Origin of the sequence: Streptomyces sp. NPDC003036, assembly GCF_040611175.1 — a bacterium.
In the GTDB taxonomy this organism is placed as follows: Bacteria; Actinomycetota; Actinomycetes; order Streptomycetales; family Streptomycetaceae; genus Streptomyces.
Window position 1 is genome coordinate 72009 of sequence record NZ_JBEXNO010000016.1, and the last position, 22538, is coordinate 94546.

27 protein-coding genes are annotated in these 22538 nt (G+C 70.8%); 22 read left to right on the forward strand and 5 right to left on the reverse strand.

Annotation, left to right across the window (positions count from 1 at the left end; all coding sequences use genetic code 11):
• Nucleotides 1–57 precede the first annotated feature (57 nt).
• Genes ABZX67_RS14320 through ABZX67_RS14330 form a run of 3 tightly spaced genes read left to right on the forward strand, consistent with a single transcriptional unit; the run spans nt 58 to nt 2434 of the window.
• Nucleotides 58–1266 carry a sugar kinase gene (locus ABZX67_RS14320; RefSeq protein ID WP_355359065.1) on the forward strand — a complete coding sequence of 403 codons (1209 nt, stop codon included), beginning with the start codon at nt 58–60 and terminating at the stop codon, nt 1264–1266.
• Nucleotides 1263–2024, forward strand: coding sequence for an IclR family transcriptional regulator (locus tag ABZX67_RS14325; RefSeq protein ID WP_355359068.1), 762 nt, complete (start codon nt 1263–1265; stop codon nt 2022–2024). The genes ABZX67_RS14320 and ABZX67_RS14325 overlap by 4 nt, the downstream gene beginning before the upstream one ends.
• Nucleotides 2021–2434 (forward strand): RidA family protein, encoded by a 414-nt coding sequence (locus tag ABZX67_RS14330; protein WP_355359071.1) that lies wholly within the window; start codon nt 2021–2023, stop codon nt 2432–2434. The genes ABZX67_RS14325 and ABZX67_RS14330 overlap by 4 nt, the downstream gene beginning before the upstream one ends.
• A gap of 60 nt (nt 2435–2494) precedes the next feature.
• Here the strand turns inward: ABZX67_RS14330 and ABZX67_RS14335 are convergent, their stop codons facing one another.
• A complete protein-coding gene (locus tag ABZX67_RS14335) occupies nt 2495–3862 on the reverse strand; it encodes a M14 family metallopeptidase (RefSeq protein WP_355359074.1) in 1368 nt (455 codons plus the stop codon).
• Between the two features lie 216 nt (nt 3863–4078).
• Here ABZX67_RS14335 and ABZX67_RS14340 point away from each other — a divergent pair, with 216 nt between their 5' ends.
• Nucleotides 4079–5440, forward strand: coding sequence for an Nramp family divalent metal transporter (locus tag ABZX67_RS14340; RefSeq protein WP_355359077.1), 1362 nt, complete (start codon nt 4079–4081; stop codon nt 5438–5440).
• A 21-nt stretch (nt 5441–5461) separates the two neighbouring features.
• Entirely contained in the window at nt 5462–5830 is a 369-nt protein-coding gene (locus tag ABZX67_RS14345) for a hypothetical protein (protein ID WP_355359080.1), read from the forward strand.
• 14 nt (nt 5831–5844) lie between these two features.
• Here the strand turns inward: ABZX67_RS14345 and ABZX67_RS14350 are convergent, their stop codons facing one another.
• Complete coding sequence (locus ABZX67_RS14350) at nt 5845–7539, reverse strand: glycoside hydrolase family 18 protein (protein ID WP_355359083.1); 1695 nt, start codon at nt 7537–7539, stop codon at nt 5845–5847.
• A gap of 359 nt (nt 7540–7898) precedes the next feature.
• Between ABZX67_RS14350 and ABZX67_RS14355 the strand changes: the two genes are divergently transcribed.
• From ABZX67_RS14355 to ABZX67_RS14425, 15 genes are all read left to right on the forward strand, one after another.
• Nucleotides 7899–8759, forward strand: a complete 861-nt coding sequence (locus tag ABZX67_RS14355) for a hypothetical protein (RefSeq protein ID WP_355359285.1) — start codon at nt 7899–7901, stop codon at nt 8757–8759.
• A gap of 111 nt (nt 8760–8870) precedes the next feature.
• Nucleotides 8871–9590 carry a Flp pilus assembly protein CpaB gene (gene cpaB / locus ABZX67_RS14360; RefSeq protein ID WP_355359086.1) on the forward strand — a complete coding sequence of 240 codons (720 nt, stop codon included), beginning with the start codon at nt 8871–8873 and terminating at the stop codon, nt 9588–9590.
• Between the two features lie 7 nt (nt 9591–9597).
• The gene (locus tag ABZX67_RS14365) at nt 9598–10848 is read left to right on the forward strand and encodes an AAA family ATPase (RefSeq protein WP_355359089.1); all 1251 of its coding nucleotides are present in this window, start codon (nt 9598–9600) and stop codon (nt 10846–10848) included.
• Between the two features lie 56 nt (nt 10849–10904).
• Entirely contained in the window at nt 10905–11282 is a 378-nt protein-coding gene (locus ABZX67_RS14370; protein ID WP_355359092.1) for a TadE family protein, read from the forward strand.
• A gap of 2 nt (nt 11283–11284) precedes the next feature.
• Entirely contained in the window at nt 11285–11641 is a 357-nt protein-coding gene (locus tag ABZX67_RS14375; protein ID WP_355359095.1) for a TadE family protein, read from the forward strand.
• 70 nt (nt 11642–11711) lie between these two features.
• Complete coding sequence (locus ABZX67_RS14380; protein WP_355359098.1) at nt 11712–13052, forward strand: CpaF family protein; 1341 nt, start codon at nt 11712–11714, stop codon at nt 13050–13052.
• A gap of 67 nt (nt 13053–13119) precedes the next feature.
• Nucleotides 13120–14058 (forward strand): type II secretion system F family protein, encoded by a 939-nt coding sequence (locus ABZX67_RS14385; protein ID WP_355359101.1) that lies wholly within the window; start codon nt 13120–13122, stop codon nt 14056–14058.
• A gap of 11 nt (nt 14059–14069) precedes the next feature.
• Nucleotides 14070–14960, forward strand: a complete 891-nt coding sequence (locus ABZX67_RS14390; protein ID WP_355359104.1) for a DUF5936 domain-containing protein — start codon at nt 14070–14072, stop codon at nt 14958–14960.
• Nucleotides 14960–16225 carry a histidine kinase gene (locus tag ABZX67_RS14395; protein WP_355359107.1) on the forward strand — a complete coding sequence of 422 codons (1266 nt, stop codon included), beginning with the start codon at nt 14960–14962 and terminating at the stop codon, nt 16223–16225. Before ABZX67_RS14390 ends, ABZX67_RS14395 begins: the two co-directional genes overlap by 1 nt.
• A 14-nt stretch (nt 16226–16239) precedes the next feature.
• Complete coding sequence (locus ABZX67_RS14400; protein WP_355359110.1) at nt 16240–17106, forward strand: response regulator transcription factor; 867 nt, start codon at nt 16240–16242, stop codon at nt 17104–17106.
• 165 nt (nt 17107–17271) lie between these two features.
• A complete protein-coding gene (locus tag ABZX67_RS14405) occupies nt 17272–17508 on the forward strand; it encodes a hypothetical protein (RefSeq protein ID WP_355359113.1) in 237 nt (78 codons plus the stop codon).
• The gene (locus tag ABZX67_RS14410; protein ID WP_355359116.1) at nt 17505–18143 is read left to right on the forward strand and encodes a pilus assembly protein TadG-related protein; all 639 of its coding nucleotides are present in this window, start codon (nt 17505–17507) and stop codon (nt 18141–18143) included. Before ABZX67_RS14405 ends, ABZX67_RS14410 begins: the two co-directional genes overlap by 4 nt.
• A 32-nt stretch (nt 18144–18175) precedes the next feature.
• Nucleotides 18176–18775 carry a hypothetical protein gene (locus ABZX67_RS14415; RefSeq protein ID WP_355359119.1) on the forward strand — a complete coding sequence of 200 codons (600 nt, stop codon included), beginning with the start codon at nt 18176–18178 and terminating at the stop codon, nt 18773–18775.
• Nucleotides 18775–19413: an OmpA family protein gene (locus ABZX67_RS14420; protein ID WP_355359122.1), complete on the forward strand. Its 639-nt coding sequence runs from the start codon at nt 18775–18777 to the stop codon at nt 19411–19413. The genes ABZX67_RS14415 and ABZX67_RS14420 overlap by 1 nt, the downstream gene beginning before the upstream one ends.
• An 88-nt stretch (nt 19414–19501) precedes the next feature.
• Nucleotides 19502–19933 (forward strand): protein-tyrosine phosphatase family protein, encoded by a 432-nt coding sequence (locus tag ABZX67_RS14425; protein ID WP_355359125.1) that lies wholly within the window; start codon nt 19502–19504, stop codon nt 19931–19933.
• Here the strand turns inward: ABZX67_RS14425 and ABZX67_RS14430 are convergent.
• A complete protein-coding gene (locus ABZX67_RS14430) occupies nt 19909–20109 on the reverse strand; it encodes a hypothetical protein (RefSeq protein WP_355359128.1) in 201 nt (66 codons plus the stop codon). The genes ABZX67_RS14425 and ABZX67_RS14430 overlap by 25 nt on opposite strands.
• 131 nt (nt 20110–20240) lie before the next feature.
• Here ABZX67_RS14430 and ABZX67_RS14435 point away from each other — a divergent pair, with 131 nt between their 5' ends.
• Nucleotides 20241–20594 carry a hypothetical protein gene (locus ABZX67_RS14435; RefSeq protein ID WP_355359131.1) on the forward strand — a complete coding sequence of 118 codons (354 nt, stop codon included), beginning with the start codon at nt 20241–20243 and terminating at the stop codon, nt 20592–20594.
• 52 nt (nt 20595–20646) lie between these two features.
• On the opposite strand, the gene ABZX67_RS14440 is transcribed toward ABZX67_RS14435, so the two are convergent.
• Entirely contained in the window at nt 20647–20838 is a 192-nt protein-coding gene (locus tag ABZX67_RS14440) for a hypothetical protein (protein WP_355359134.1), read from the reverse strand.
• 10 nt (nt 20839–20848) lie between these two features.
• Nucleotides 20849–21697 carry a helix-turn-helix transcriptional regulator gene (locus ABZX67_RS14445; RefSeq protein WP_355359137.1) on the reverse strand — a complete coding sequence of 283 codons (849 nt, stop codon included), beginning with the start codon at nt 21695–21697 and terminating at the stop codon, nt 20849–20851.
• A 283-nt stretch (nt 21698–21980) separates the two neighbouring features.
• Here ABZX67_RS14445 and ABZX67_RS14450 point away from each other — a divergent pair, with 283 nt between their 5' ends.
• Nucleotides 21981–22466, forward strand: a complete 486-nt coding sequence (locus tag ABZX67_RS14450) for an ATP-binding protein (protein WP_355359140.1) — start codon at nt 21981–21983, stop codon at nt 22464–22466.
• Nucleotides 22467–22538 lie beyond the last annotated feature (72 nt).

Consider the following 22538-nt stretch of genomic DNA (forward strand, 5'->3'; position numbering starts at 1 on the left):
CGGCTCAACACCGGGTCAATGGATCCGGATCCGCGTGGCCCGTGAGGAGCCCCCAGCGTGACCGATGTCGTCTGTCTCGGCGAGTCCCTGGTCACCTTCCTGCCCTCCCGGCCGGGCCGCCTCGCCGACGTCCCCTCCTTCACCCGCGCCATCGGCGGCGCCGAGTCCAACGTCGCCTGCGCGCTGGCCGCCGCCGGGCACCGCGTCCGCTGGGTCAGCCGCGTCGGCGCCGACGCCTTCGGCGACCACCTGGTCGCGGCCATCGCGGCGTACGGCGTCGACACCGGTGCCGTACGCCGCGACCCGCACCGCCCGACGGGCGTCTACTTCCGCACGGCGACCGACCGCGCCGACCAGGAGCACGAGGTCGTCTACTACCGCGCCGGATCGGCCGCCTCCGCGATGTCCCCGCAGACCGTGGCGTACGACGACCTCCACTCGGCGCGCGTCCTGCACCTCTCCGGCATCACGGCCGCCCTCTCCGCCGGCTGCCTCGCGCTTCTGCGCGACCTCACCCGGCGGCGGCCCGGTCGCCCGCTCGTCTCCTTCGACGTCAACCACCGCCCGGCGCTGTCCGCCGACCCGGAGGTCCTCCTGGAACTGGCCGGGGGCGCGGACCTCGTCTTCGTCGGCGAGGACGAGGCGGAGGCGGCGTGGGGGCTGCGGGGCGCGGCGGCGATCCGGGAGGTGCTGCCGGAGCCGTGCGTGCTGGTCGTGAAGCGGGGCGGTTCGGGGGCGGTGGCGTTCAGCCGCTGCGCGGGGCCTTTCCCCACCCCGCCGCCCCTTCCCGAAACCGGGGCTTCGCCTCGGACCTTGTACGGCCTTCGGCCGTGTCCTCAAACGCCGGACGGGCTGAATCAGCCCCGCCGGCGATTGAGGCGCGGGGGCCCGGGGGCAGAGCCCCTGGTTCGGGAAGGGGCGGGGTGGGGGACAGCCCCGCGCAGCGGATCCGCACCGGCCGACGCCGTCGTCTTCGTCCCCGCGCCCCGAGTCCGCGTCGTCGCCCCCACCGGCGCAGGCGACGCCTTCGCCGCCGGGTTCCTCTCCGCCACCCTCCGCGGCCTCGACATGCGGCGGCGGCTGCGCCACGGGCACCTCATGGCCGCTGCGGCGCTCACCGTCCCCGGCGACCTCGGGACCCCGCCGAGCACCGCGCACGCGGACCGGCTCGTGGAGCTCGACGACGCCGCCTGGGGGAGACTGCACCTCGGCCCGGGGTGGACGGGGACGACGCCGGGGAACGACCAGGAGGTACCGACGCCATGAGCCAGACCGTCGACCGCGCGCTCAGCATCCTGCCGCTGCTCGCGCGCGGCCCCGCCGACCTCGGGCAGGTCGCGGACGCCCTCGGCGTGCACAAGTCCACGGCCCTGCGCCTGCTGCGCACGCTCCACGAGCACGGCCTGGTCTACCGCCAGGAGGACCAGCGCTACCGGCTCGGCGCCCGGCTCTTCGCGCTCGCGCAGGAGGCCGTCGAGAGCCTCGACGTCCGGGAGATCGCCCACCCGCACCTCGTACGGCTCGGCGAGCAGACCGGGCACACCGTGCACCTCGCCGTGTACGAGGACGGCGAGGTGCTCTACCTCGACAAGGTGGAGAGCCGCTACCCGGTCCGGATGTACTCGCGGATCGGCAAGCCCGTCGCGATCACCGTCGCCGCCGTCGCCAAGCTGCTCCTCGCCGACCTCCCCGAGCCGGAGCGCCGCGCGCTCGCCGCGAAGCTGGACTACCCCATGTACACGGCCCGTTCGATCCCGAACGCCGCCGCCTTCCTCAAGGAGCTGGCGACCGTACGCGAACAGGGCTGGGCCACCGACCTCGGCGGCCACGAGGAGTCCATCAACTGCGTCGCGGCGCCCATCCGGGGCGCCGACGGCCGCGTCGCCGCCGCCATGTCCCTCTCCGCCCCGAACGTCGTCGTCACCGCCGACGAACTGCTCGCCCTGCTCCCGCTGGTGCGCCGCACCGCCGACGCGATCACGCGGGACTACTCCGGCACCACGACCCCGAAGGACGCCGCATGACCGAGAAGACCGCCATCACGCCCCCGACCCACACCGCGCCCCCGGCCGCCTTCTCCCACGGCGTCCGCAAGGGCAACATCCTCCAGGTCGCGGGCCAGGTGGGCTTCCTGCCGGCCGACCCGGCCGCCGAGGGGCAGGCGCCCACGGTCGCGGGTCCCACGCTGCGCGAGCAGACCCTCCAGACCCTGGCCAACGTCGAGGCCGTCCTCACGGAAGGCGGCGCGACCTGGGAGGACGTGGTGATGATCCGCGTCTACCTCACCGCCACGGACCACTTCGCCGAGATGAACGAGATCTACAACGCGTACTTCAAGGACCTGAAGGCGCCCCCCGCGGCCCGCACCACGGTCTACGTCGGCCTCCCCGCCGGCCTGCTCATCGAGATCGACGCCCTGGCGGTCCTGGGCTGAGACGCACGCGACCGCCGTGGCACGGCAGGGAAGTCCGTGCCACAGCGGCCTCGGGGACCACTACGCGCAGTACTGCTGCTCCTTGCCGATCGACCGGTACATGCAGTCCGCGTTCTCGATCAGCTGCAGCACCGCGTCGCGGTTGCGGCTGGTCTCGCGCTCGATCACCTCGTCCGGCGGGTAGAAGCCGCCGCCGCTGGACCCGCGCGGGTACATCTCGAAGGTGTAGCCGAAGATCTTGTGCGCGCCCCACAGGTAGTCGTCGATCGACCCGTCCGTGACGTAGAGGTCGCTCGACTGCTGCGGCGTGTAGCCGTTGCTCGCGGCCATCTTGCGGCCGACCGCGGCGAAGGCGTCCCGGTCGTCCTGGGTCAGGCCGGGGGCGGTGTCGTTGTACGTGTAGCCGTAGGGCCAGAGCACCAGCTCGCTGTACGTGTGGAAGTCGATGCCCGCCTTGATCTGCTGCGTGCCGCCGACGACCCGGGAGCGTACGAAGTCGGCGACGACCTTCACCTCGGGCGCGGACTCGGGGGCCGAGCCGCGGTAGGTCTCGGAGCCGTACGAGCCGGAGGAGCCGCCGCAGCAGCCCCACTTGAAGTTCCAGTTGCGGTTCATGTCCGTGCCGACGGACGTCGAGCCCGCGTTGGGCTGGCGGTTCTTGCGCCAGCTGCGGTAGGAGCCGGAGGCGATGTCGTACTCGCCGCCGTCCGGGTTGAGGTCGGGCACGATCCAGATCTCGCGGTTGTTGACGGCGTTGGTGATCCTGGAGTCGGAGCCGTAGCCGGCGCCGAGCTCGCGCAGGAGGTAGAGCGCCATCTCGACGGTGAGGTGCTCGCGCGCGTGCTGGTGGTGGGTGAAGAGGATCTCGGGCTCGTTCTCGTCCGTCGCCACGTTGTCGCTGATCTTGATGGCGACGATGTCGCGGCCCTGGTAGCTCTTGCCGATGACGCGGCGGCTCATGATGCTCGGGTACTGCTGGAGCCGCTGGCTTATCTCCGCGTTCATCTCGGCGTAGTTGTGGTAGCGGGAGTCGGCGGAGGGGAAGTCCAGGGCGCCGAGGGAGGTGCCGGAGGCCTTGCCGCCGGTCCGGTCGGGCGGCCCGGGCAGCGCGTCGAGCTTGTACCCGAGGGCGCGCAGGCGCCGCGCCTGTTCGGCGTTGGCGCTGACGACGACCGCGTGGGAGTCGGCCTCGTCGATCGAGACGCCGGTGGCGGCGAGGGCGGTGCGCTCGGCGGGGGTGGAGGGGCCGTGGATCTCGTACTGGCGGATGACCTCCTCCGCGGTGGCGGCGGGGGCGGCCGGTGTGCCGGTGCCGGTGGTCGCGCCGGTGCCGGTCGCGGCGCCGAGGGGCACCACGACGGCGAGCGCCAGTAAGGCCGTGAGGGTGGCGGACCTTCTGCCGCGCGAGCCGCGTATGCGAAGTCGCATGCTGAGTCTCCTGGGTGGGGGGTACGGGGTGGCTCTCCCCGTGCGAGGCATCGTCGGGCCATGGCATGACCGCGTCAAGGGTCTGACTCAGGCCAAGGTCGCCCGAGGTCGTCCGGGGGCGCTGCCGCCTCACCCCCGCACGGCCCCTTGCGCGATCACTCCGCACCCGGTTACGTGACCTGACGTCACATGAGCGCGAGGGGAAGGTGGCCGGACATGACCGATGCGGACACGACACGGACGGAGGGGACCGGGGAGGGCGCTTCCGGCGCATCCGCCACCCCGGGAGCCCCCGGATCCCCGGGCACCGCACCCCGCAAGGCGACCTGGCGCTCCATCGGGCCCGGCATCGTCGTCGCCGCCACCGGCGTCGGCGCCGGTGACCTGATCGCCACTCTCATCGCGGGCAGCAAGTTCGGCTACACCCTGCTGTGGGCGGCCGTCATCGGCTGCCTCGTCAAGATCTCGCTCGCCGAGGCCGCCGGCCGCTGGCATCTGGCCACCGGCCGCACCCTTTTCGACGGCTGGCGCAGCCTCGGCGCCTGGACGACCGTCTACTTCGTCGGGTACGTGGCCATCTGGGGCTTCGTCTACGGCGCGGCCGCCATGTCCTCCAGCGCGCTGCCGCTGAGCGCGCTCTTCCCGGGCGTCATGGACCTGAAGTGGTGGGCCGTGCTGTGCGGCCTGGTCGGCCTCGTCTTCGTCTGGTTCAACCGGTACGCCGTCTTCGAGAAGGTCATGACGGTCCTGGTCGGCGTGATGTTCCTGGTCACCGTCTACCTCGCCGTCCGCGTCACCCCGAATCTCGGCGACGCCGTCGCAGGCCTCGCGCCCGTCCTCCCGGAGGGCTCGCTGATCTACACCCTCGGCCTGATCGGCGGCGTCGGCGGCACCATCACGCTCGCCGCGTACGGCTACTGGGTGAACGCCAAGGGCTGGACCGACATCAGCTGGATCAAGGTCATGCGGTTCGACAACCGCGTCGCCTACCTCACCACCGGCGTCTTCGTCGTCGCCATGCTCTTCGTCGGCGCCGAGCTGCTGCACTCCTCCGGCGTCGCGCTCGCCAAGGGCGACAAGGGGCTGCTGGACCTGGGGAAGATCCTGGAGGACCGGTACGGCGCCGCCACCGCCAAGCTCTTCCTGATCGGCTTCTTCGCCACCTCCTTCACCTCCCTCATCGGCGTCTGGCACGGCGTGAGCCTGATGTTCGCCGACTTCGTCGCCCGCTTCCGCACCCGGCACTCGGCACAGGGCGGCGAGGGCGGGGGCGCGGGCGGCGCGGCCGCCGTCGTGAAGCGCGAGAAGTCGCTGCCGTTCCGGGCGTACCTGCTGTGGCTGACGTTCCCGCCGATCAGCCTGCTCTTCCTGGACCAGCCGTTCGGCCTGGTGATCGTGTACGGCCTGATCGGCGCGTTCTTCATGCCGTTCCTGGCGCTCACCCTCGTATGGCTGCTCAACTCCGACCGTACGCCGCGCGAGTGGCGCAACGGCTGGCTGAGCAACGGCATGCTCGTCGCGGCGGGCGTGCTGTTCCTGGTGCTGTGCGTGCAGCAGGTGCGCGAGCTGCCCTGGTAACGCCCCTGGTAGAACTGCGGCATGAGCATGCCGCCCCAGCCGCCCCCTCCGGGCTTCGGCCCCCCGATACCCGTACAGCAGCCCGTACAGCCGCTCCACCCCACCGGCCCCGAGTTCGTCGCGCACGACAAGCACAACTCCGTCATCGTCGACACCTCCGGAGTCGCTCTGGAGGTCAACGGCTACACCATGGACTTCCCGTGGGCGGCGGTCGCGACCGTGCACTTCGCGCCCGCCCCCCACGGCCACGTGCTGATGGTGGCCGTCCGCCACCCCGGCGGCATGCTCTACGAGTGCCGGATCGCCGCGCGCCGCAAGGCCCAGCTCCACCAGTGGCTGGCGGAGCTGGGCCCGGTCCTGCACTACTACCTCGCTACCGGACGGCAGTAGGAAGGCGGCGGTGGCTACGGCAGGTTGTGGACGTGCGGGCCCACCGCGTTGGACCAGGCGTTGCCGGCCGTCGCGTCCCAGTTCGTGGACCAGGTCATCGCCCCGCGCAGCGCCGGGTAGGTCTTCGACGGCTTGAAGGAGCCGCACCCGGTGCCGCGCGTCAGGCAGTCCAGCGCGTTCTTCACGACCGACGGGTCGACGTAGCCGCTGCCCGCGCCACGCGGTGAGGCGGGGACGCCGAGGCCGACCTGGGAGGGGTCGAGACCGCCCTCCAGCTGGATGCAGGCGAGCGCGGTGAGGAAGTCCACCGACCCCTGCGCGTACACCTTGCCGTCGCAGCCGAGCATCGAGCCGCTGTTGTAGTACTGCATGTTGACCACCGTGAGGATGTCCTTCACGGCGAGGGCCGTCTTGAAGTACTCCGTCCCCGTGTTCTGCATGTCGATGGTCTGCGGCGCCATCGTCAGCACCATGCCCGGACCGGCCTTCGCCGACAGCTGGCGCAGCGCCTTCGTCAGGTACGTCGAGTTGATGCCGTGCTCCAGGTCGATGTCGACCCCGCTGAAGCCGTACTCCTGCATGAGGGCGTACGCGCTGTTGGCGAAGGCGGTCGCCGACGCGTCGCTGTTGATGGTGACGTTGCCCTTCTCGCCGCCCACCGAGATGATCACCGACTTGCCGGCGGCCTTCTTCGCGGCGATGTCGGCCTTGAAGTCGGCGACCGAGGCGTAGCCGACGGCCGGGTCGAGGTTGAAGACGATCTGGCCGGGCGTGGCGGTCGAGTCGGCGAACGACACGGCGATGATGTCGTACTGCGCCTGCACGTCACGCAGCTTCTGCACGGTCGCGCCGTTGTCGAAGTTCTGCCAGTAGCCGGTCACCGCGTGGCGCGGCACGGCCGGGTTCGGGTTCGTCCCGCCGCTTGACGTCTTCCCCGTCACCGCCGCCGACTTCGCGGACTCGCCGGCGGCGTTGACCGCGCTGACCTGGAAGCTGTACGCGGTGTTCGCCGCGAGCCCGGTCACGGTCGCCGACGTGCCGGTGACGGTCTGCGCCTTGGTGCCGTCCCGGTAGACGTGGTAGCCGGTGGCGCCCGCGACCGGGTTCCAGCTGAGGGCGACGGACGACGCGGTCACCGCGCCGGTGGTGAGCCCGGCGGGCGTGGCGGGCACGACCGGGTCGGGGTCGCCGCCCCCGCCGCCGTCGGGGCCGAAGACGGAGACGTCGTCGGCGTAGTAGGCGGACTGCCCGTACCAGCCGTGCGTGTAGACGGTCACGGAGGTGGTGTTCGCGCCGGTGGTGAAGCGGGTGGTCAGCTGCTGCCAGCCGGTCGAGCCGGGCGTCCATGTCGAGACGTCGGTGGTGCCGGTGCCGCTCGCGCCGAGGTACGCGTAGCCGCCCTGCACCCACGCGCTGAGCGTGTACGTCGAGTTGGGCTTGACGGCCACGCTCTGGGCGCAGCGCGCGTTGTCCTGGCCGCCGGGCGTGGCCTTCAGGGCGGACACCCCGCCGTGCACGGGGGTGGAGACGGTGGCGCCGCTGCCCGCCGAACAGCTCCAGTGGGCGAGACCGGCCTCGAAGCCGGCGTTCCTGGCGACGTTGACGTCGGCGGCCTGCGCGGTGCCGGCGCCGCCGGTGAGCGCCAGCCCGGACCCGGCGGCGAGCGCGAGCGCGCCCCCGAGCCATCTGCGTGCGCGAATGCGGTCCACTTACTGCCTCCGGTGGGGGAGTCGGGGGTACGGACGGAGAACGGTGGCCACCGCTGCCGTAAAGCTGGTCCAGACCAATCGCGTTGTCAAGGGTTCGGACACGGCTCAAGTCCCGTCCCGCCGTCACCCGTTCGGCTGATTTGGATGACCGGAAGCGGAGGTTGCGCAGCGCCCCGGCGGGGGACGTGGGCCCTGCGGGCCCGCTCGCGTTCCGAAAGGTGTTCTCCGTCACGTAGGACGTGGATAAAGTGCTGCTGCAGGAGCAGCACGGAAGCACGACGTAGCAGTACGTAACTGCGGCTGCCGGAACCCCGGTGGCCGGAGCCGAACGGGGAACCAGCGTGCCGACCGCAATAGCCGTGACCAGCGCCGACCTGGTGCTGCCACCGACCGATCGCCAGACGCCCACCGCGGCGCTGCTGCCACCGCCCGAGACCCAGCCGCTGGACGCCGCGCTCGCCGACATGCAGGCGCTGGTCGAGCGGCACGGCTACGTCGTCGCCCTGTACCCGGCGTCCATCCCGGTCGCGCACCAGCGGCGGCTGCACACCGTCCGCTCGGTCCTGGAGAGCGACCGCATCGCGCTGCTCAAGCTCGACCTGCCACCGCTGGGCGTCGCCGTCCTCGTCCGCCAGCTGCGCCAGCTGTCGGTCTGCGACTTCAGCCCGGGCGTCGTCGCCTCGGCAGCGCGGCTGCTCGCGCACTACATCTACGCGGGGGCGCTGCTCAATTCGGTCACCAAACTGGACCGGGTGCCGGTGAGCCTGAAGACGCACGCCAAGTCGTGGGTGCCCGGCTCGCAGTTCGGGGTGCTCGCCCATCCGAACCCGCAGCTGGTCAAAATCGGCGGCGGTGAGCTCGCCGGACCCGAATTCGGCACCCGGCTCATGGTCGCGAAAGGGCAGGTGCAGTCGGACTGGGTCACCGCGGTCCTCGCGCCCGCGTGGCGGGTCCAGGGTGTTCAGGAATCCCCGCTGCCGGCCGATTCGCCGAGGTGGTGGGGCACCGCGAAGATGATCGAATTCGCGGCGTTCCTGCCCGACACCTCCGTGCTCTACCAGCTGGTCTCCTCGGTACGCCGGGAAACGTGCACCTGGTGCGGGATCGAACTCATCGGAGACCGCTGCGGATTCTGCTCCGCGCCCCTCGTGCCGCCCGAGAACCGAAGTCTGCCCGCCGGTGTCCTGAACCATGGAACACCCATGCGCCACGGGTCGTGACGCGCGCACCGCCGGCTCGGCACGTCCGAATCGCCCGTCGGATCGAAAGTCCGGATCGAACTCCGAATCGCCCGCTCGTCAGCCCCCGTCTCCCACGAGGTTGTCCTGCCCATGAATTCACGGCAACGCCGCGGCGTCATTCTGCTCCTCCTCTCCGTGCTCTGCGCGATCGGCGCTTTCGCCGGAGTTCTCTCGGTGATCAGCGATGTGAATTCGAAGGTGGGGCCGGAGGTGACCGCGTACCGCGTCAAATCGGATGTGGCCGCCTATACGGCCCTCCAGCCGGGCCAGTTCGAGAAGATCAAGATGCCCAAGCGCTGGCTCTCCGACAACGCCGTGACCGACCTCGGCGTACTCGACGGCAAAATCGCCGTCACCCAGCTCCGCAAGGGCTCCCTGCTCCAGAACGACATGATCGTCAAACGCCCGGCGCTGGAGAACGGCCAGCAGGAGATCGCCATCATGATCGACGCGGCCACCGGCGTCGCCGGCAAGATCACCCCCGGCTCGCTCGTCAACATCTTCGCCACCTTCGACGACGAGGGGAAGGGCAAGGGCGCCCTCGCCGAGTCCCGCATCATCGTCACCAACGCCCGCGTCATCGACGTCGGCCGGCTCACCGCCCTGGAGCCGAGCCGTGACGACCGCGGCAGCCGCGCCACCGAGGCCGTGCCCATCACCTTCGCGCTCAACACCCTCGACGCCCAGCGGGTCGCCTTCGCCGAGTCCTTCGCCGTCCACGTGCGCCTCGCCCTCGTCGCGGACGGCAGCCCGACCACCCTGCGCCCCGGCGACGGCACGTACACCCTCGACGAAGACAAGAACAAGTGAGGGCCGGATGACCACACGCATCCTCCCGGCCGTCGGTGACGCCGACGCCGCCCGATCCGTCACCACGCTGCTCAGCCAGCTCCCCGACGCGGAGCCGGCCGGGCCGGTGGGGGACTCGACCTCCCTGCTCGACACCCTGGCCCGGCTCGCCGCCGAGTCGCTGGACGAGCTGCCCGAGGTCGTCCTGGTCCACGAACGGATCGGACCGGTCCCAGCCCTGGAGCTGATCCGGGAGGTCGCCCTCCGCTTTCCGGCGGTCGGGGTCATTCTCGTCACCTCCGACGCCGGCCCCGGCCTGTACTCGGCCGCCATGGACTCCGGCGCCCGCGGCCTGGTCGCGCTGCCGATGTCGTACGAGGAGCTCGCCCAGCGCGTCCAGGCCGCCGCCTCCTGGTCGACCGGCGTACGCCGCCACCTCGGCCACGCCGGCGGCGAGGCCCTCACCGGCCCCGGCGGCACCGTCGTCACCGTCAGCGGCGCCAAGGGCGGCGTCGGTACGACGGTGCTCGCGGTCCAACTGGCGCTCGCCGCCCGCGCCTCGGGCAAGAACACCGCGCTCGCCGACCTCGACCTCCAGGCCGGTGACGTCGCCTCGTACCTGGACGTGCAGTTCCGGCGCTCCATCGTCGACCTCGCCGGCATCCAGGACGTCTCGCCGCGGGTGCTCCAGGACGCGCTCTTCACCCACCCCACGGGCATCGGCCTGCTCCTCGCGCCCGGCGAGGGTGAGCGCGGCGAGGAGGTCGACGAGCGCGCCGTGCGCCAGATCGTCAGCGCCCTGCGCCACCGCTACGAGCTCGTCGTCGTCGACTGCGGCACCTACATGACCGGCGCCAGCGCCGCCGCCATCGAGATGGCCGACCTCACGCTGCTGGTCACCACCCCGGACGTGGTCGCGGTCCGGGCGGCCAAGCGGATGGTGCGGCTCTGGGACCGGCTCCAGATCCGCAAGGCGGAGGAGACGGTCACCGTGGTCAACCGCCACACCCGCAGCACCGAGATCCAGCCGCCGCTCGTCGAACGCATCACGGGCACCCGCGTCGCCCGGACCGCCGTGCCCTCCGGCTTCAAGGAGCTCCAGCCGGCGGTCGACGCGGGGCGGATGCAGGACCTGGAGGCCAAGTCGGCGGTCAAGCAGGCGATGTGGGCGCTGGCCGGGGAGCTCGGACTGGTCAAGGCACCCGAGGGCGTGGAGAAACAGGGAAAGTTCCGGGGCGACCGGGGTTCGATCGGCATGCTTCGTACCAGGAACAAGTGACGGGCGACGGCGACGCCGTCAGACGCCATCAGTGGACCGAGGGGGCACGTTGAGCCATGGCACTCCCACTGGCAAGGACACGTCTCGATGACCGGGGGCAGACGGTCATCGAGTTCACCGGCACGCTGCCACTGATCCTGGTCACGCTGGCGCTGCTCTGGCAGGCGGCGCTCGTCGGCTACACCTTCTCGCTGGCGGGCAACGCCGCGGACAAGGGCGCCCGGGCGGGCACGGTCGGCGGCCAGGACGCCTGCCGGGCCGCGGCGGCCGAGGACATGCCGGGCGCGTGGTCCGCCGCGTACGACTGCGGCGAGGCGGGCGACACGTACCGCGTGGAGGCGCGCGTCCAGGTGCCGCTGCTCTTCCCCGGCGGCTTCAACCTCCCGATCACCGTCCCCGGCGAAGCCGCCGTACCGGTCGAGAGCAGGTGGTGACCATGCGCGCATCCCGTACCTCCGGTAAGGAGCGGGGCCAGGCGGCCATCGAGTACGTCGGCATGCTCGGGCTGCTGCTGTTCGTCGCCATGGCCGTCGTCCAGCTCGGTCTCGCGGTGTACGCGGCCCAGCAGGCGGGCACGGCGTCACGGGCGGCGGCGCGGGCCGTCTCGCTCGACCAGGGCAGCGCGCAGCAGGCGGGCAGGGCGGCGATGAGCGACTGGCTGGAGGCGTCCTTCGAGGAGGCCAGGACGGGGGACGGGGTGCGGGTCACCGCCGCGGTGCGGATCCCGTCCGTCGTACCCGGCCTCTCCCTCGACCCCGTCCGCAAGAGCACCACCATGCCCATGGACCGGTGAGATCGATGCGATCGCCGGGATCGACGAGGGAGTCGAGGGAGTCGAGGGAGTTGAGGGAGTTGAGGACCACATGAGCCTGCGGGCGCGCATCACCAGCCCCGAGCCGGCGAAGGGCCACACCGAGACCGACCACCTCGTCGGGGTCTACCGCACCAAGCTGCTCGAGGAGATCGACCTCGCCGAGATGTCGGCCCTCGCGGCCGCCGAGCGCCGCGCCCGACTGGAGCGGGTGCTCGGGCACATCATCAGCCGCGAGGGCCCGGTCCTCTCCACCGTCGAACGCTCCCAGCTCATCCGGCGCGTCGTCGACGAGGCCCTCGGGCTCGGCATCCTCGAACCGCTCCTGGAGGACGCCTCCATCAGCGAGATCATGGTCAACGGCCCCGACCAGGTCTTCGTGGAGCGCGGCGGCCGGCTCGAACAGCTCCCGCTCCGCTTCTCCTCCACCGAGCAGCTGATGCAGACCATCGAGCGCATCGTCTCCACCGTCAACCGCCGCGTGGACGAGGCCAATCCGATGGTCGACGCCCGCCTCCCCAGCGGCGAGCGCGTCAACGTCATCATCCCGCCGCTCTCGCTCAGCGGCCCGATCCTGACGATCCGGCGCTTCCCCCGGGCGTACACCCTCCAGGAGATGATCGCCCTCGGCTCGCTGGACGAGCACATGATGCTGCTGCTGGCCGGGCTGGTCCGGGCCCGGTTCAACGTGATCGTCTCCGGCGCCACCGGCACCGGCAAGACCACCCTCCTCAACGCCCTCTCCGGCCTCATCCCCGAGGGCGAGCGCATCGTCACGATCGAGGACTCCGCCGAGCTCCAGCTCCAGCAGTCCCACGTCATCACGCTGGAGTCGCGCCCCGCGAACGTCGAGGGCAAGGGCCATGTCTCCATCCGCGACCTCGTACGCAACTCCCTGCGCATGCGCCCCGACCGCATCATCGTCGGCGAGGTCCGCGGCGGCGAGACGCTCGACATGCTCCAGGCGATGTCGACCGGTCACGACGGTTCGCTCGCCACCGTCCACGCCAACAGCGCCGAGGACGCGCTGATGCGCCTCCAGACGCTCGGCTCGATGTCCGAGGTCGAGATCCCGTTCGTCGCGATCAAGGATCAGATCAACAGCGCCGTCGACGTCATCGTCCAGCTCACCCGCAACGCCGACGGCGCCCGCAAGATCACCGAGATCGCCGTGGTCGACTCGCACGGCCGTGAGGAGTACCGGATCGCGACCGTCTGCCGGTTCCACGCCCAGCCGATGACCGCCGACGGCCGGATCCACGGCCACTTCGAGTACTTCCCGCTGCCGCGCAGCACCGCCGAGCGGCTCTACATGAAGGGCGAGGCGATCCCGGCGGCCTTCGGCGTCGCCCAGACCGAGGAACAGCTGGCCCTGCGCAGGGCGGTCGCCTGACCCTCGTCGTACGCCTCACCGTCCCCCGTACGCCCTCACCGTCCCCCCTCCGACATGGACACCCGACATGGACAATCTCCCCCTCCTGACGATCGGCGTGACACTGCTGGCCTGCCTCAGCGCCGTCATCGGCGTGCACGTCTACACCTCGGGCAAGGCCCACCAGCAGGCCCTCCTGGAGCGGATGTCCCAGACCGGCCAGATCGCGCTCCCGGGCCGCCGCCGACGCTTCGCGGGCGTGGACCGCCGACTGCGCCGCACCACCTTCGGCAAGCGCGTCGAACGCAAGATCACGACCACGGGCCTGGACGTGACGGTCGGCGAGTACGTCGTCTACGTCATCGCCGCGCTGCTCGCGCTGTACTTCGTCGTCGGGTCGGTCTTCGCCCCGTTCTTCGGGCTCATCGCGGCCGTCATCGGCCTGTGGGGCGCCAACGCCTTCCTCAACTGGCAGCTGCTCAAGCGCACCGAGGGCTTCATCAACCAGCTCCCCGAGCTCACCCGCGTCCTCGCCAACGCCACCCAGGCCGGCCTGGCGCTCCGCACCGCCATCGCCATGGCCGCCGAGGAGCTCGACGACCCGGCGGGCGAGGAGCTCAAACGGGTCGCCGACCAGCTGGCCGTCGGCCGCACCCTCGACGACGCGCTCGGCGACCTCGTCGAACGGCTCCCCTCCCGCGAGCTCACCGTCCTCGTCACCACCCTCATCCTCTCCAACCGCGCCGGCGGCACCATCGTCTCCTCCCTCCGCAACCTCACCGAGACCCTGGAGGAGCGCAAGGAGACCCGGCGCGAGGTCTCCACCCTCCTCTCCCAGGTCAAGGTCACCGCCGTGATGGTGCCCGTCCTCGGCCTCGGCTTCCTGATGCTCATCAACTCCATGCGGGCGGGCGCCCTGGACGACATGACGGGCGCCTTCGCGGGCAAGGTCGCCGTCATCATCTCCGCCGGTCTGTACGCGCTCGGCTTCTTCCTCATCAACCGCCTCACCCGCGTACGCATCTAGGGGGATGGGTCATGGAACTGCTCCTCGCCGCCATCGCGGGACTCGCCGTGTACGGCGCCTTCCACGGCGTCCGCATGTACCGCGCCGACGCCAAACTCCCCGGCGACCTCGCCATCGCCCTGGAGGTCGGCGCCACCCGCACCACCGCCGCCGGCTCCGCCATCGACCGCATCGGTATGCGCCACGCCCCGCGCGTGCTGCGCATGATGGGCCCCAAGCGCGTCGACAAGGTGCGCCGCAAACTCGACATGGCCGGCAACCCCGGCGGCATGACCGTCGACCGGTACGCCGCCCGCCGCGCCGTCTACATCGGCCTCGGCACGATCTCCGCCCTCGCCATGCTGATGAACGGGCAGCTCGTCCTCGCCGTCCTGCTCTTCGTCTACGGCTGGTTCTGGACCGACGTCGTCATCCGGTCCGCCATCAGCCGCCGCAAGGACGACATCGAACGCACCCTCCCCGACTTCCTCGACGTCCTCGCCGTCGTCGTCTCCGCCGGCCTCGGCTTCCGCCAGGCCCTGGAGCGCGTCGCCGAGAAGTACGAAGGCCCCTGGGCCGACGAGCTGCGCATCACCCTGCGCCAGATGGACATGGGCGTCAGCCGCCGCGACGCCTTCGAGCAGCTGCGCCGCCGCAACCAGTCCGAGCAGGTGTCGATGTTCGTCTCCGCCCTCCAGCAGGGCGAGGAACTCGGCGCGCCGATCGTCGACACGCTCATCCAGATCGCCGACGACATGCGCCGCACGGACGCCCAGAACGCCCGCCGCAAGGCCGCCAAGGCCGTCCCCAAGGCGACGCTCATCGTCACCAGCTTCATGCTGCCCGGCACGATGATCCTCATCGCGGTCGGCTTCTACTACGCGTCCGGCGTCAACTTCGACGACATGTTCGGCGGCAGCTGATGGACGCCCCCTCCCTCGCGCTCCAGGTCAACGCCCTGCAGGCGATGTGCCGCCAGGTCTTCGGCTTCCGGATCGCGATGATCGCGCTCGCCGTCCCCTTCTCCCTGGGCGGCATCGGGGGCGGCGTGGGCAGGTGGCTGGTCGTCGCCGCCGTCACCGTCACCTTCATGGTCTCGTACGCCCTGCTGCGCGACTGGGAGCGGTTCGGCCCCGTCCTGCTGCGCCACCCCTCGCTCCTCGCCGTCGACATGCTCTTCGGCGCGCTGCTGCTGGTGACGGCGTCGCCCGAGTCGACCCTCGCGTACGTCACCATCTGTACGCCGCTCCTGGCGGGCCTCGTCTACGGCTGGCGCGGCGCCGCCTTCTTCGCGGTGTGCCAGTCGCTGGTCCTGGCCGGCGCCTACGGCGTCAGCGACCGTGTCGCGCTCAGCGCGGGGGCGCTGCTGCTGCCGGGCCTGTGCCTCATCACCGGCGCGGTCGGCAGTACGCTGCGGGGCCTCGTCCTCGGCTTCGGGGCCGCCAGCCAGGCGCTGACTGAGGCGCGGGCGCGGCTCGCCGTCAACGAGGCGATCGAGCGGGAGCGGGCCCGCCTCGCCCGCGAGATGCACGACTCCGTCGCCAAGACCCTGCACGGCATCGCGCTCCAGGCCGACGGGCTGGTCGCCCACGCCGACCGGATGGACCCGCCCGCCCTCAAGCGGCAGGCGGAGCAGGTCGCCCGCTCGGCCCGCCGCGCCGCCGCCGAGACCCGCGAGCTCCTCTCCGACCTGCGCCGCGAGTCGGGCCTGGACGGCGGGGTCGACGTCGTCGCCGAACTCGCCGCCGGGGCCGCCGACTTCGGCCGCCGCCACGAGGTGCGCGCCACCTTCCGCCGCCTCGGCACCGTGGCGCCGCCTCCGGTCCCGCAGGCCGTCGCGCGGCAGCTGCTCACCATCGCCTCCGAGGCCATGGAGAACGCCCACCGCCACGCCCACCCCACGTACGTCGACGTCTCGGCGGGCGTGGTCGGCGAGGTCCTGCGTGTGAGCGTGTACGACGACGGGCGCGGCCTCCCGGACGGCACGACGCTCGACGAACTCAAGCGGGCCGGCCACTTCGGGCTCGTCGGCATGGTCGAGCGTGCCGCGTCGATCGGCGCCCGCATCCGCATCGGCCGGGGCCGCGCGGCCCAGGGCACCGAGGTGCGGCTGGACCTCCCGGTACGGGCCCTGACGCCGGGCCCGTCGCCGCTCCCGTACATCCCGAAACAACCCATCGCCACGTGAGAGAGGAGGCGCCCATGCCGACCGAAAGCACCGCGTTCCCCTCGCCCCCCACCCCGCCCGTACTCCGGGTGATAGTGGCGGACGACAACCCGGTGGTCCGGGCGGGCCTGACGGTCCTGCTGTCCGGCCGCGACGACATCGAGGTCGTCGCGGAGGCGGGCGACGGCCGCGAGGCCTACGCCGCGGCGGTCGAGCACCGCCCGGACGTCATCCTGCTGGACGTCCGCATGCCGGGCGTCGACGGCATCTCGGCGCTGCCGCACCTGGTCCGGCTGGCGCCGGTGCTGATGATGACGTACAGCCGCGAGAGCGCCATCGTCCACGAGGCGCTGCGGCTGGGCGCGGGCGGCTATCTGGTCCACGGCGAGTTCACGGCGGACCAACTGGTCGCGGCGGTCCGCGACACCCGCCAGGGCCGCCCCCACTTCACCCCGACGGCCGCCGGAGCCCTCCTGGCCAGGGTCCGCGACGGCACCCCGGCCGCCGAGGCCCCGGGACCGTTGCCGGACGGGCTGGGCGCGGCCTTCACGTCCACCCCTCAACGATCTGCACCCGCACATGCGATTTCGAGCGCATCGGCCCAGGATGCCGCCGCAGTACGGGACTTGACGCCCAGGGGATCTGCTCAAAACCCTTCGCTTCCGCAAGCCAATGTGGCACATTCGTCTCCAGGTGTCCTCACGGAGCTGAGCCAGAGGGAGGTGGAGGTGATGGACCTGATCGCCTCGGGCATGACGAACCAGCAGATCGCCGCCACGTGCTTCATCAGCCCGAAGACCGTCAAGAACCACATCAACCGCATCTTCGCCAAGCTCAACGCCACGAGCCGCGGCGAGGCCATCGCCCTCTGGCACACCCTCCGCCGAGGAGGCCCGGCATGACCCCCCGGACCCAATCCCCCGAATGGGCCCGCGCTTGGGCCCGAAGGCCCATGTGTCCGGGCCCGTCACGGCCGTACGTTCTCGATGTCGCCAGCGAGACCGGCCAGGAGGAAGCCGGTCCCGCACACGGCACCAGGACTCACGCCGGACCCGGAGGGGCACACCATGATGAAGGACGCCACGCTGAAGGCCGTCGCCACGACGCAGGTCTACATCGGGCACTGGGCGAACACGCGCGTCGAGAAGATGAAGGCGCGGAGGGACCGGGGGCAGGGCGCGATCGAGTACGTGGGGATCACGATTTTGGTGGTGGCGATCGTGGTGGCTGTGATGAACACGAAGATGGGCGAGACGATCGCCGGGAAATTCCGCGAGAAGATCAACGAGGTCCTCAACAAGTGACTTGGCGCTCCCAAGAGGCAGGGCAGGCCGCACCGCTGTACATCACAGCGGTTGCCGGCCTGCTTTTTCTTGCGTTGGTCTTCTTCGCCTTCGGCCAGGCGGATGTCACACGCAACGGAGCCCAGTCGGCTGCGGACGCGGCAGCACTTGCTGCCGCCCGAGAGTCGCGCGACCAGTTCGAAGTCGGCTTTCTGGCGAACGTCCTCGATCCTGGCTACCTCGAAGACGTGTTCAACGGTGACGTGATCGGCACGGCGAACGGTTGCACTGCCGCCGCCTACTACGCAGGGCAGAACAAGGCGGACGTCCAAGGCTGCCGTTGGGCGGCCGGCGGTCGCTGGGGCTTCACCGTGGAGGTCAAGTCTCAGGAGTCCATGGGCACCAGTGTGATCGAGGGGACAGACAAGGAGCACGCGACGACCAAGGCTACGGCCTTGGTCGAACCCCGCTGCAGCTTCGAACGCCACACGCAGGACGACAAACCGGACGACGGGGGCGACGGGGGAGCCGCCCCAAAGCCGGTTTCCCCGGGCGAGCTCGTCTGCGATGGTGTGACGTGGGATATCGATCCGGAGAATCTCAAGCTGCTGCCCGATATTGCCGACCTCTTCACCGTCAGGCTGGCCGAGGACTGACCGCATATGACGAGCGCAAAGGAAGAGTAAGTATGACTATTGGGTACGCAGGAGCCGTGCGCCGTGCCGGCGTCGCAGCTCTACTAGCGACGACCCTGGTCTTCACCGTGGCAGCGTGTGGCGGCGGTGGTGACGGGAGCGAGGCCCAGGGTGACAAAACCAAGGGCTCAACCGCTCCAGCAGGCAGTACGGGCTCTCCGGCTAGTGACGGCAAGACGGTGCCGGACACCACTACGGTGCTCGTAACGGCCAAGGGTGACAAGGGTGTGGACATGGTTATCCACACGGCGAATCGGGACAGTGGCGGCTTTCTCACTGTGAGCGGTGAGTTCAAGAACACGAGCGGCAACCTGTTCAGCGTCCCACCCCAGTGGAACGGTATGGAGAAAGACGTGGCTGCGTCGGGCAACTCTTTGGCGGCCATGACGTTGGTGGACTCCAAGGAGAAGAAGCGCTACTACGTGCTACGTGACACCGACAACCGCCCGCTCACCACGACTGGTTACGACCCTGCCATCAAGGCGGGCGAGAGCTTGCCATTCTTCGCCCAGTTCCCGGCCCCGCCGAATACGACGACCTCGGTCGACCTGCAGTTCGTCGGATTCCCCAACACGCCGATCGAGATCTCCTGATGACCGGCACCACCACCCCCCAGAGAACCGCCGCCCGCCTCGCGGTGACCGCCCTCTCCGGGGCGCTCGCCTTCGGGCTGGGGCTCGCCCCCGAGGCGCTGGCCGAGGACAGCCCGTACCCGTCCGCGTCCGCCGCGCCCCCGGTGCAGGTGGACGCGAACGACGCCGACCTCAAGCTGCCCGACGGCGCGACCCTCGCCCCGCCCAAGGTGCTCGACATCAAGTCGGTGGTCGAGGACCTCGCCGGTGAGGAGCGCCGCGAGGACACCAACGCGGACATCAAGTTCGCGCTCCAGGCGGAGGTGCTGTTCGGCAAGGACAGCGCCGCGCTGTCCGGCAGCGCGAACGCCCGCATCGCCGCGATCGCCGCCGAGATCAAGAAGCAGGACGCCAAGCGGGTCCGCGTCTTCGGCTTCACCGACAACCTCGGGTCGTCGGCCCACGGCGACGTGCTGTCCAAGCAGCGTGCCGAGGCGGTGCACAACGTCCTGTCGAAGGAGCTGGCCGCCGACGGCATCACCTTCGAGATCCGGGGCTACGGCGAGCAGTACCCGATCGCCGACAACAGCACGGAGGAGGGCCGCAAGAAGAACCGCCGCGTGGAGGTCTCCTTCCAGCGCGGCACGGCAGGCGACTAGAAGGGCACCGGGCCGCGCCTTCGGGTGCGGCCCGGCCCCGTCTGTACGTTCCACCTCGCACCCCCGTCCCGCCGCATAGGCTGGACGGGTGACCGAGATCTGGAACCCCACTGATCCCGGCGTCCTGCGGCTGCCCTCCGGGCGCCTGGTCCGAGGCCGTGCGCTGCGCCGGCCGCTGCCCGCAGGGCCCACGCCGACGTACGCCGTTTACCTGCTGGGCAAGCAGCCCCCCGAGGTCCCGTGGGAAGCCGGGTGGCTGCGCTGGCCCGACTTCCGGCTGCCCGGCGACCGGGCACAGGCCGCGGCCGTCCTCCGCGAGGCGTGGAAGCGCGCCGCCGACGAGCGCGTCGAGATCGCCTGCGGCGGCGGTCGCGGACGTACCGGTACCGCGCTGGCCTGCCTCGCGGTGCTCGACGGGGTCCCGGCCGACGAGGCCGTGGAGTACGTACGCCGGAACTACGACCGCCGCGCCGTCGAGACGCCCTGGCAGAAGCGTTACGTCCGCCGCTTCGCCGACTGAGCGCGGCGCAGGTCCCGTACGAGCACGACCCCGGAGACGAGGACGATCGCGAGGCCGGCCGCGACGAATCCGGGCCCGGACGCACCCGCCTGGTACTCGCGCAGCGCACCGGCGAGGAGCATGAGGCCGGTGAAGAGGCCGAGCGCGGAGATCAGCGTGTCGATGCGTGTGGTCACCCGGACATCATCGGCGCCAACAGGCGGGCGTGCATAGGGCCGTGGGCCGCCCGGTGCCGAAAGTGCCTGGCCGGCGGCGCCGAGTGCCGGTAACGTCCGGGCTTCCGCCCCCGACTCCAGAGAGCGAAGCCATGTCCCTCCAGCCCGAGACGACGACCCTGTGGCGCCCCACCGGCCCCAAGGAGCTCGCGCTCGTCGAGGAGCTGGAGTGGCGCGCCTGGCCGCCCCGGCTTCCGGAGCAGCCGATCTTCTACCCCGTCCTCAACGAGGACTACGCCATCCGCATCGCGCGCGACTGGAACGTCCAGCACGACGGGGCCGGCTTCGTCACCCGCTTCGACGTCGAGTCGGACTTCCTGACCCGCTACCCGGTCCAGCAGGCCGGCGGTCGCACCATCCTGGAGCTCTGGGTTCCGGCGGAGGAGCTCGACGACTTCAACGCGCACATCGTCGGCACGATCGAGGTCGTCCACGAGTTCCGCTGAGCCGCGCGGCCTTCCGCCGACCGCCCGTGACCCCGCACGTGGCGTGCGGCGGCTACAGCAGGTGGTCCGCCTTGCCCGCCTTGATGTCGCGGATGAGGCTCCGCAGCGCCTCGCGGCTGTCGGTGAGGTAATGGTCCTCCTCGCCGAGGACGGCGATGTAGGCGTTGCCGTCGTCGTCGGTGCCGAGGCGGAAGCAATTGTTGCCCTCGGCGCAGAACGGTTCTTCCCAGTGGATCTCGTCCATACGGGTCTCCTCAGAGATGACGTGCGATCGCGTGGATGAAGTCCCGTGACTGCTTCGGCGGCAGAGAAGCCTCCTCCATCCACTCCAGGTGTGCGCGGTACGTGGCTAGTTGCGCCTCCGCATGTATGAACTCCGGGCCGTGTGCGGAATCGAGCTGCACGGTGTCGAGCTGCGGCACAGCCCCCTCCGCGTAGAGCAGCGCCTGGCCCGCACCAGGGAAGACGCCGCGCTCGACCGGGACAACGCGCAGCTCGATGTGGTCGTGGTCGCTCATGGCGACAAGGTGGTGCAGCTGGGCGCGCGTGACGTCGCGGCCGCCGAACCGCATGCGGAGCGCCGCCTCGTGGACGTAACCGACGTACTGGAGGGGGACTTTTCGGTCGAAGACGCGCTGGCGCTGCATGCGGTGGGCGACTCGGAGTTCGACCTCGAGAGGTGAAAGCGGGGGAAGGGCGGCGCTGAAGATGGCTCTTGCGTAGGCCTCGGTGCTCAGGAGCCCGGGAAGGTGAACGATCTGTGCCGTGCGTACGCGTACGGCGTGCCACTCCAGTTCGGCGACGTCCAGCAGGCCTTGGGGCAGCGAGCCCCGGTACTGCTCCCACCAGCCTCGCTTCCGCTCGATGGCCATGGCGGCCAGCGCGTCGACGTAACTGTGGTCCGTGCAGTCGTAGTTGCATGCCAGCGTGCGGATCCGGTCGGCGCTGATGGCTCGGATACCGGACTCCATGTTGGAGATCTTCGTACGGTCCAGGCCGAGCAGTCCGGCGGCGTACTCGGTAGTGGCCCCTGCGGCAACGCGCATCTTGCGCAGCTCCGCACCCAGTCGCTTCTGGCGTTCCGAAGGTGAAGGTCGGGTCACAGGATGCCTCTCCCGGCGGGTGGTCGGGGTCAGTTTGCCGGTGGACGGGTGTCCAGGTCCATCGTGAGGGGTAATTGCCACAAAACTGATGGCACAGGTGTCAAACACTGCTCTACATTCAGTAACGCGCTGCTCACGCTGCCGAGATGAGTGCAGGTGCATCACGCGTGCCTGCCCGCAGCCTCCGGCCCTGGGAGGGGTGGGCATGCGTCAGGGACACAAGCCGCCGCTCGAACGCCTCCACAGCCGTCAGCCGTCGCCAGTCAGGACAAAGGAGTCCGCCATGCCTCCGACCCTGCGCACCGCGCTCTGCCCCGTCACCGTCGCCTTCCCGCGTTCGCCCGCGCGGCCACCCTGTAAGGAGGCGGTTGCCCTCAGCCTGACCCTGCCGGGAGAGCCGCACTGCGCCCGGGTGGCGCGGGAGTCCGTGCGGGCCGTGCTGCGGACGCACGGGCTTGCGGCGTACGCCGATGACGGGGCTCTCGTCGCCAACGAGCTCCTGGTCATCGCGGGCAAGCTGACGCCCGGCAAGGATGTCTACCTGTCCCTGCGGTACCGCGCCGGCGCGCTCAGGTTCGTCGTATGGGACCAGCATCCGCGCCACCGCGATCCCGAGGCCCTGACTCTCTGCGAGGAGCGGCGGCGCCGACAGCTCTGGTTGCTGGACTTCCTCGTGCACGAGCGCGGCGGCGACTGGGGGGTGGGCGAAGCCCAAGCGCAGGGGCGAGGGACCAAGTCCTGGGTGAGCTTGCCGCTCACGGAGGAGTAGGCCGGGCCCATGCGACGCGCACCACCTGCTGCCAGCCCTCCCCGCATGGAAGCCATCGTCCCGGTGCCGTCC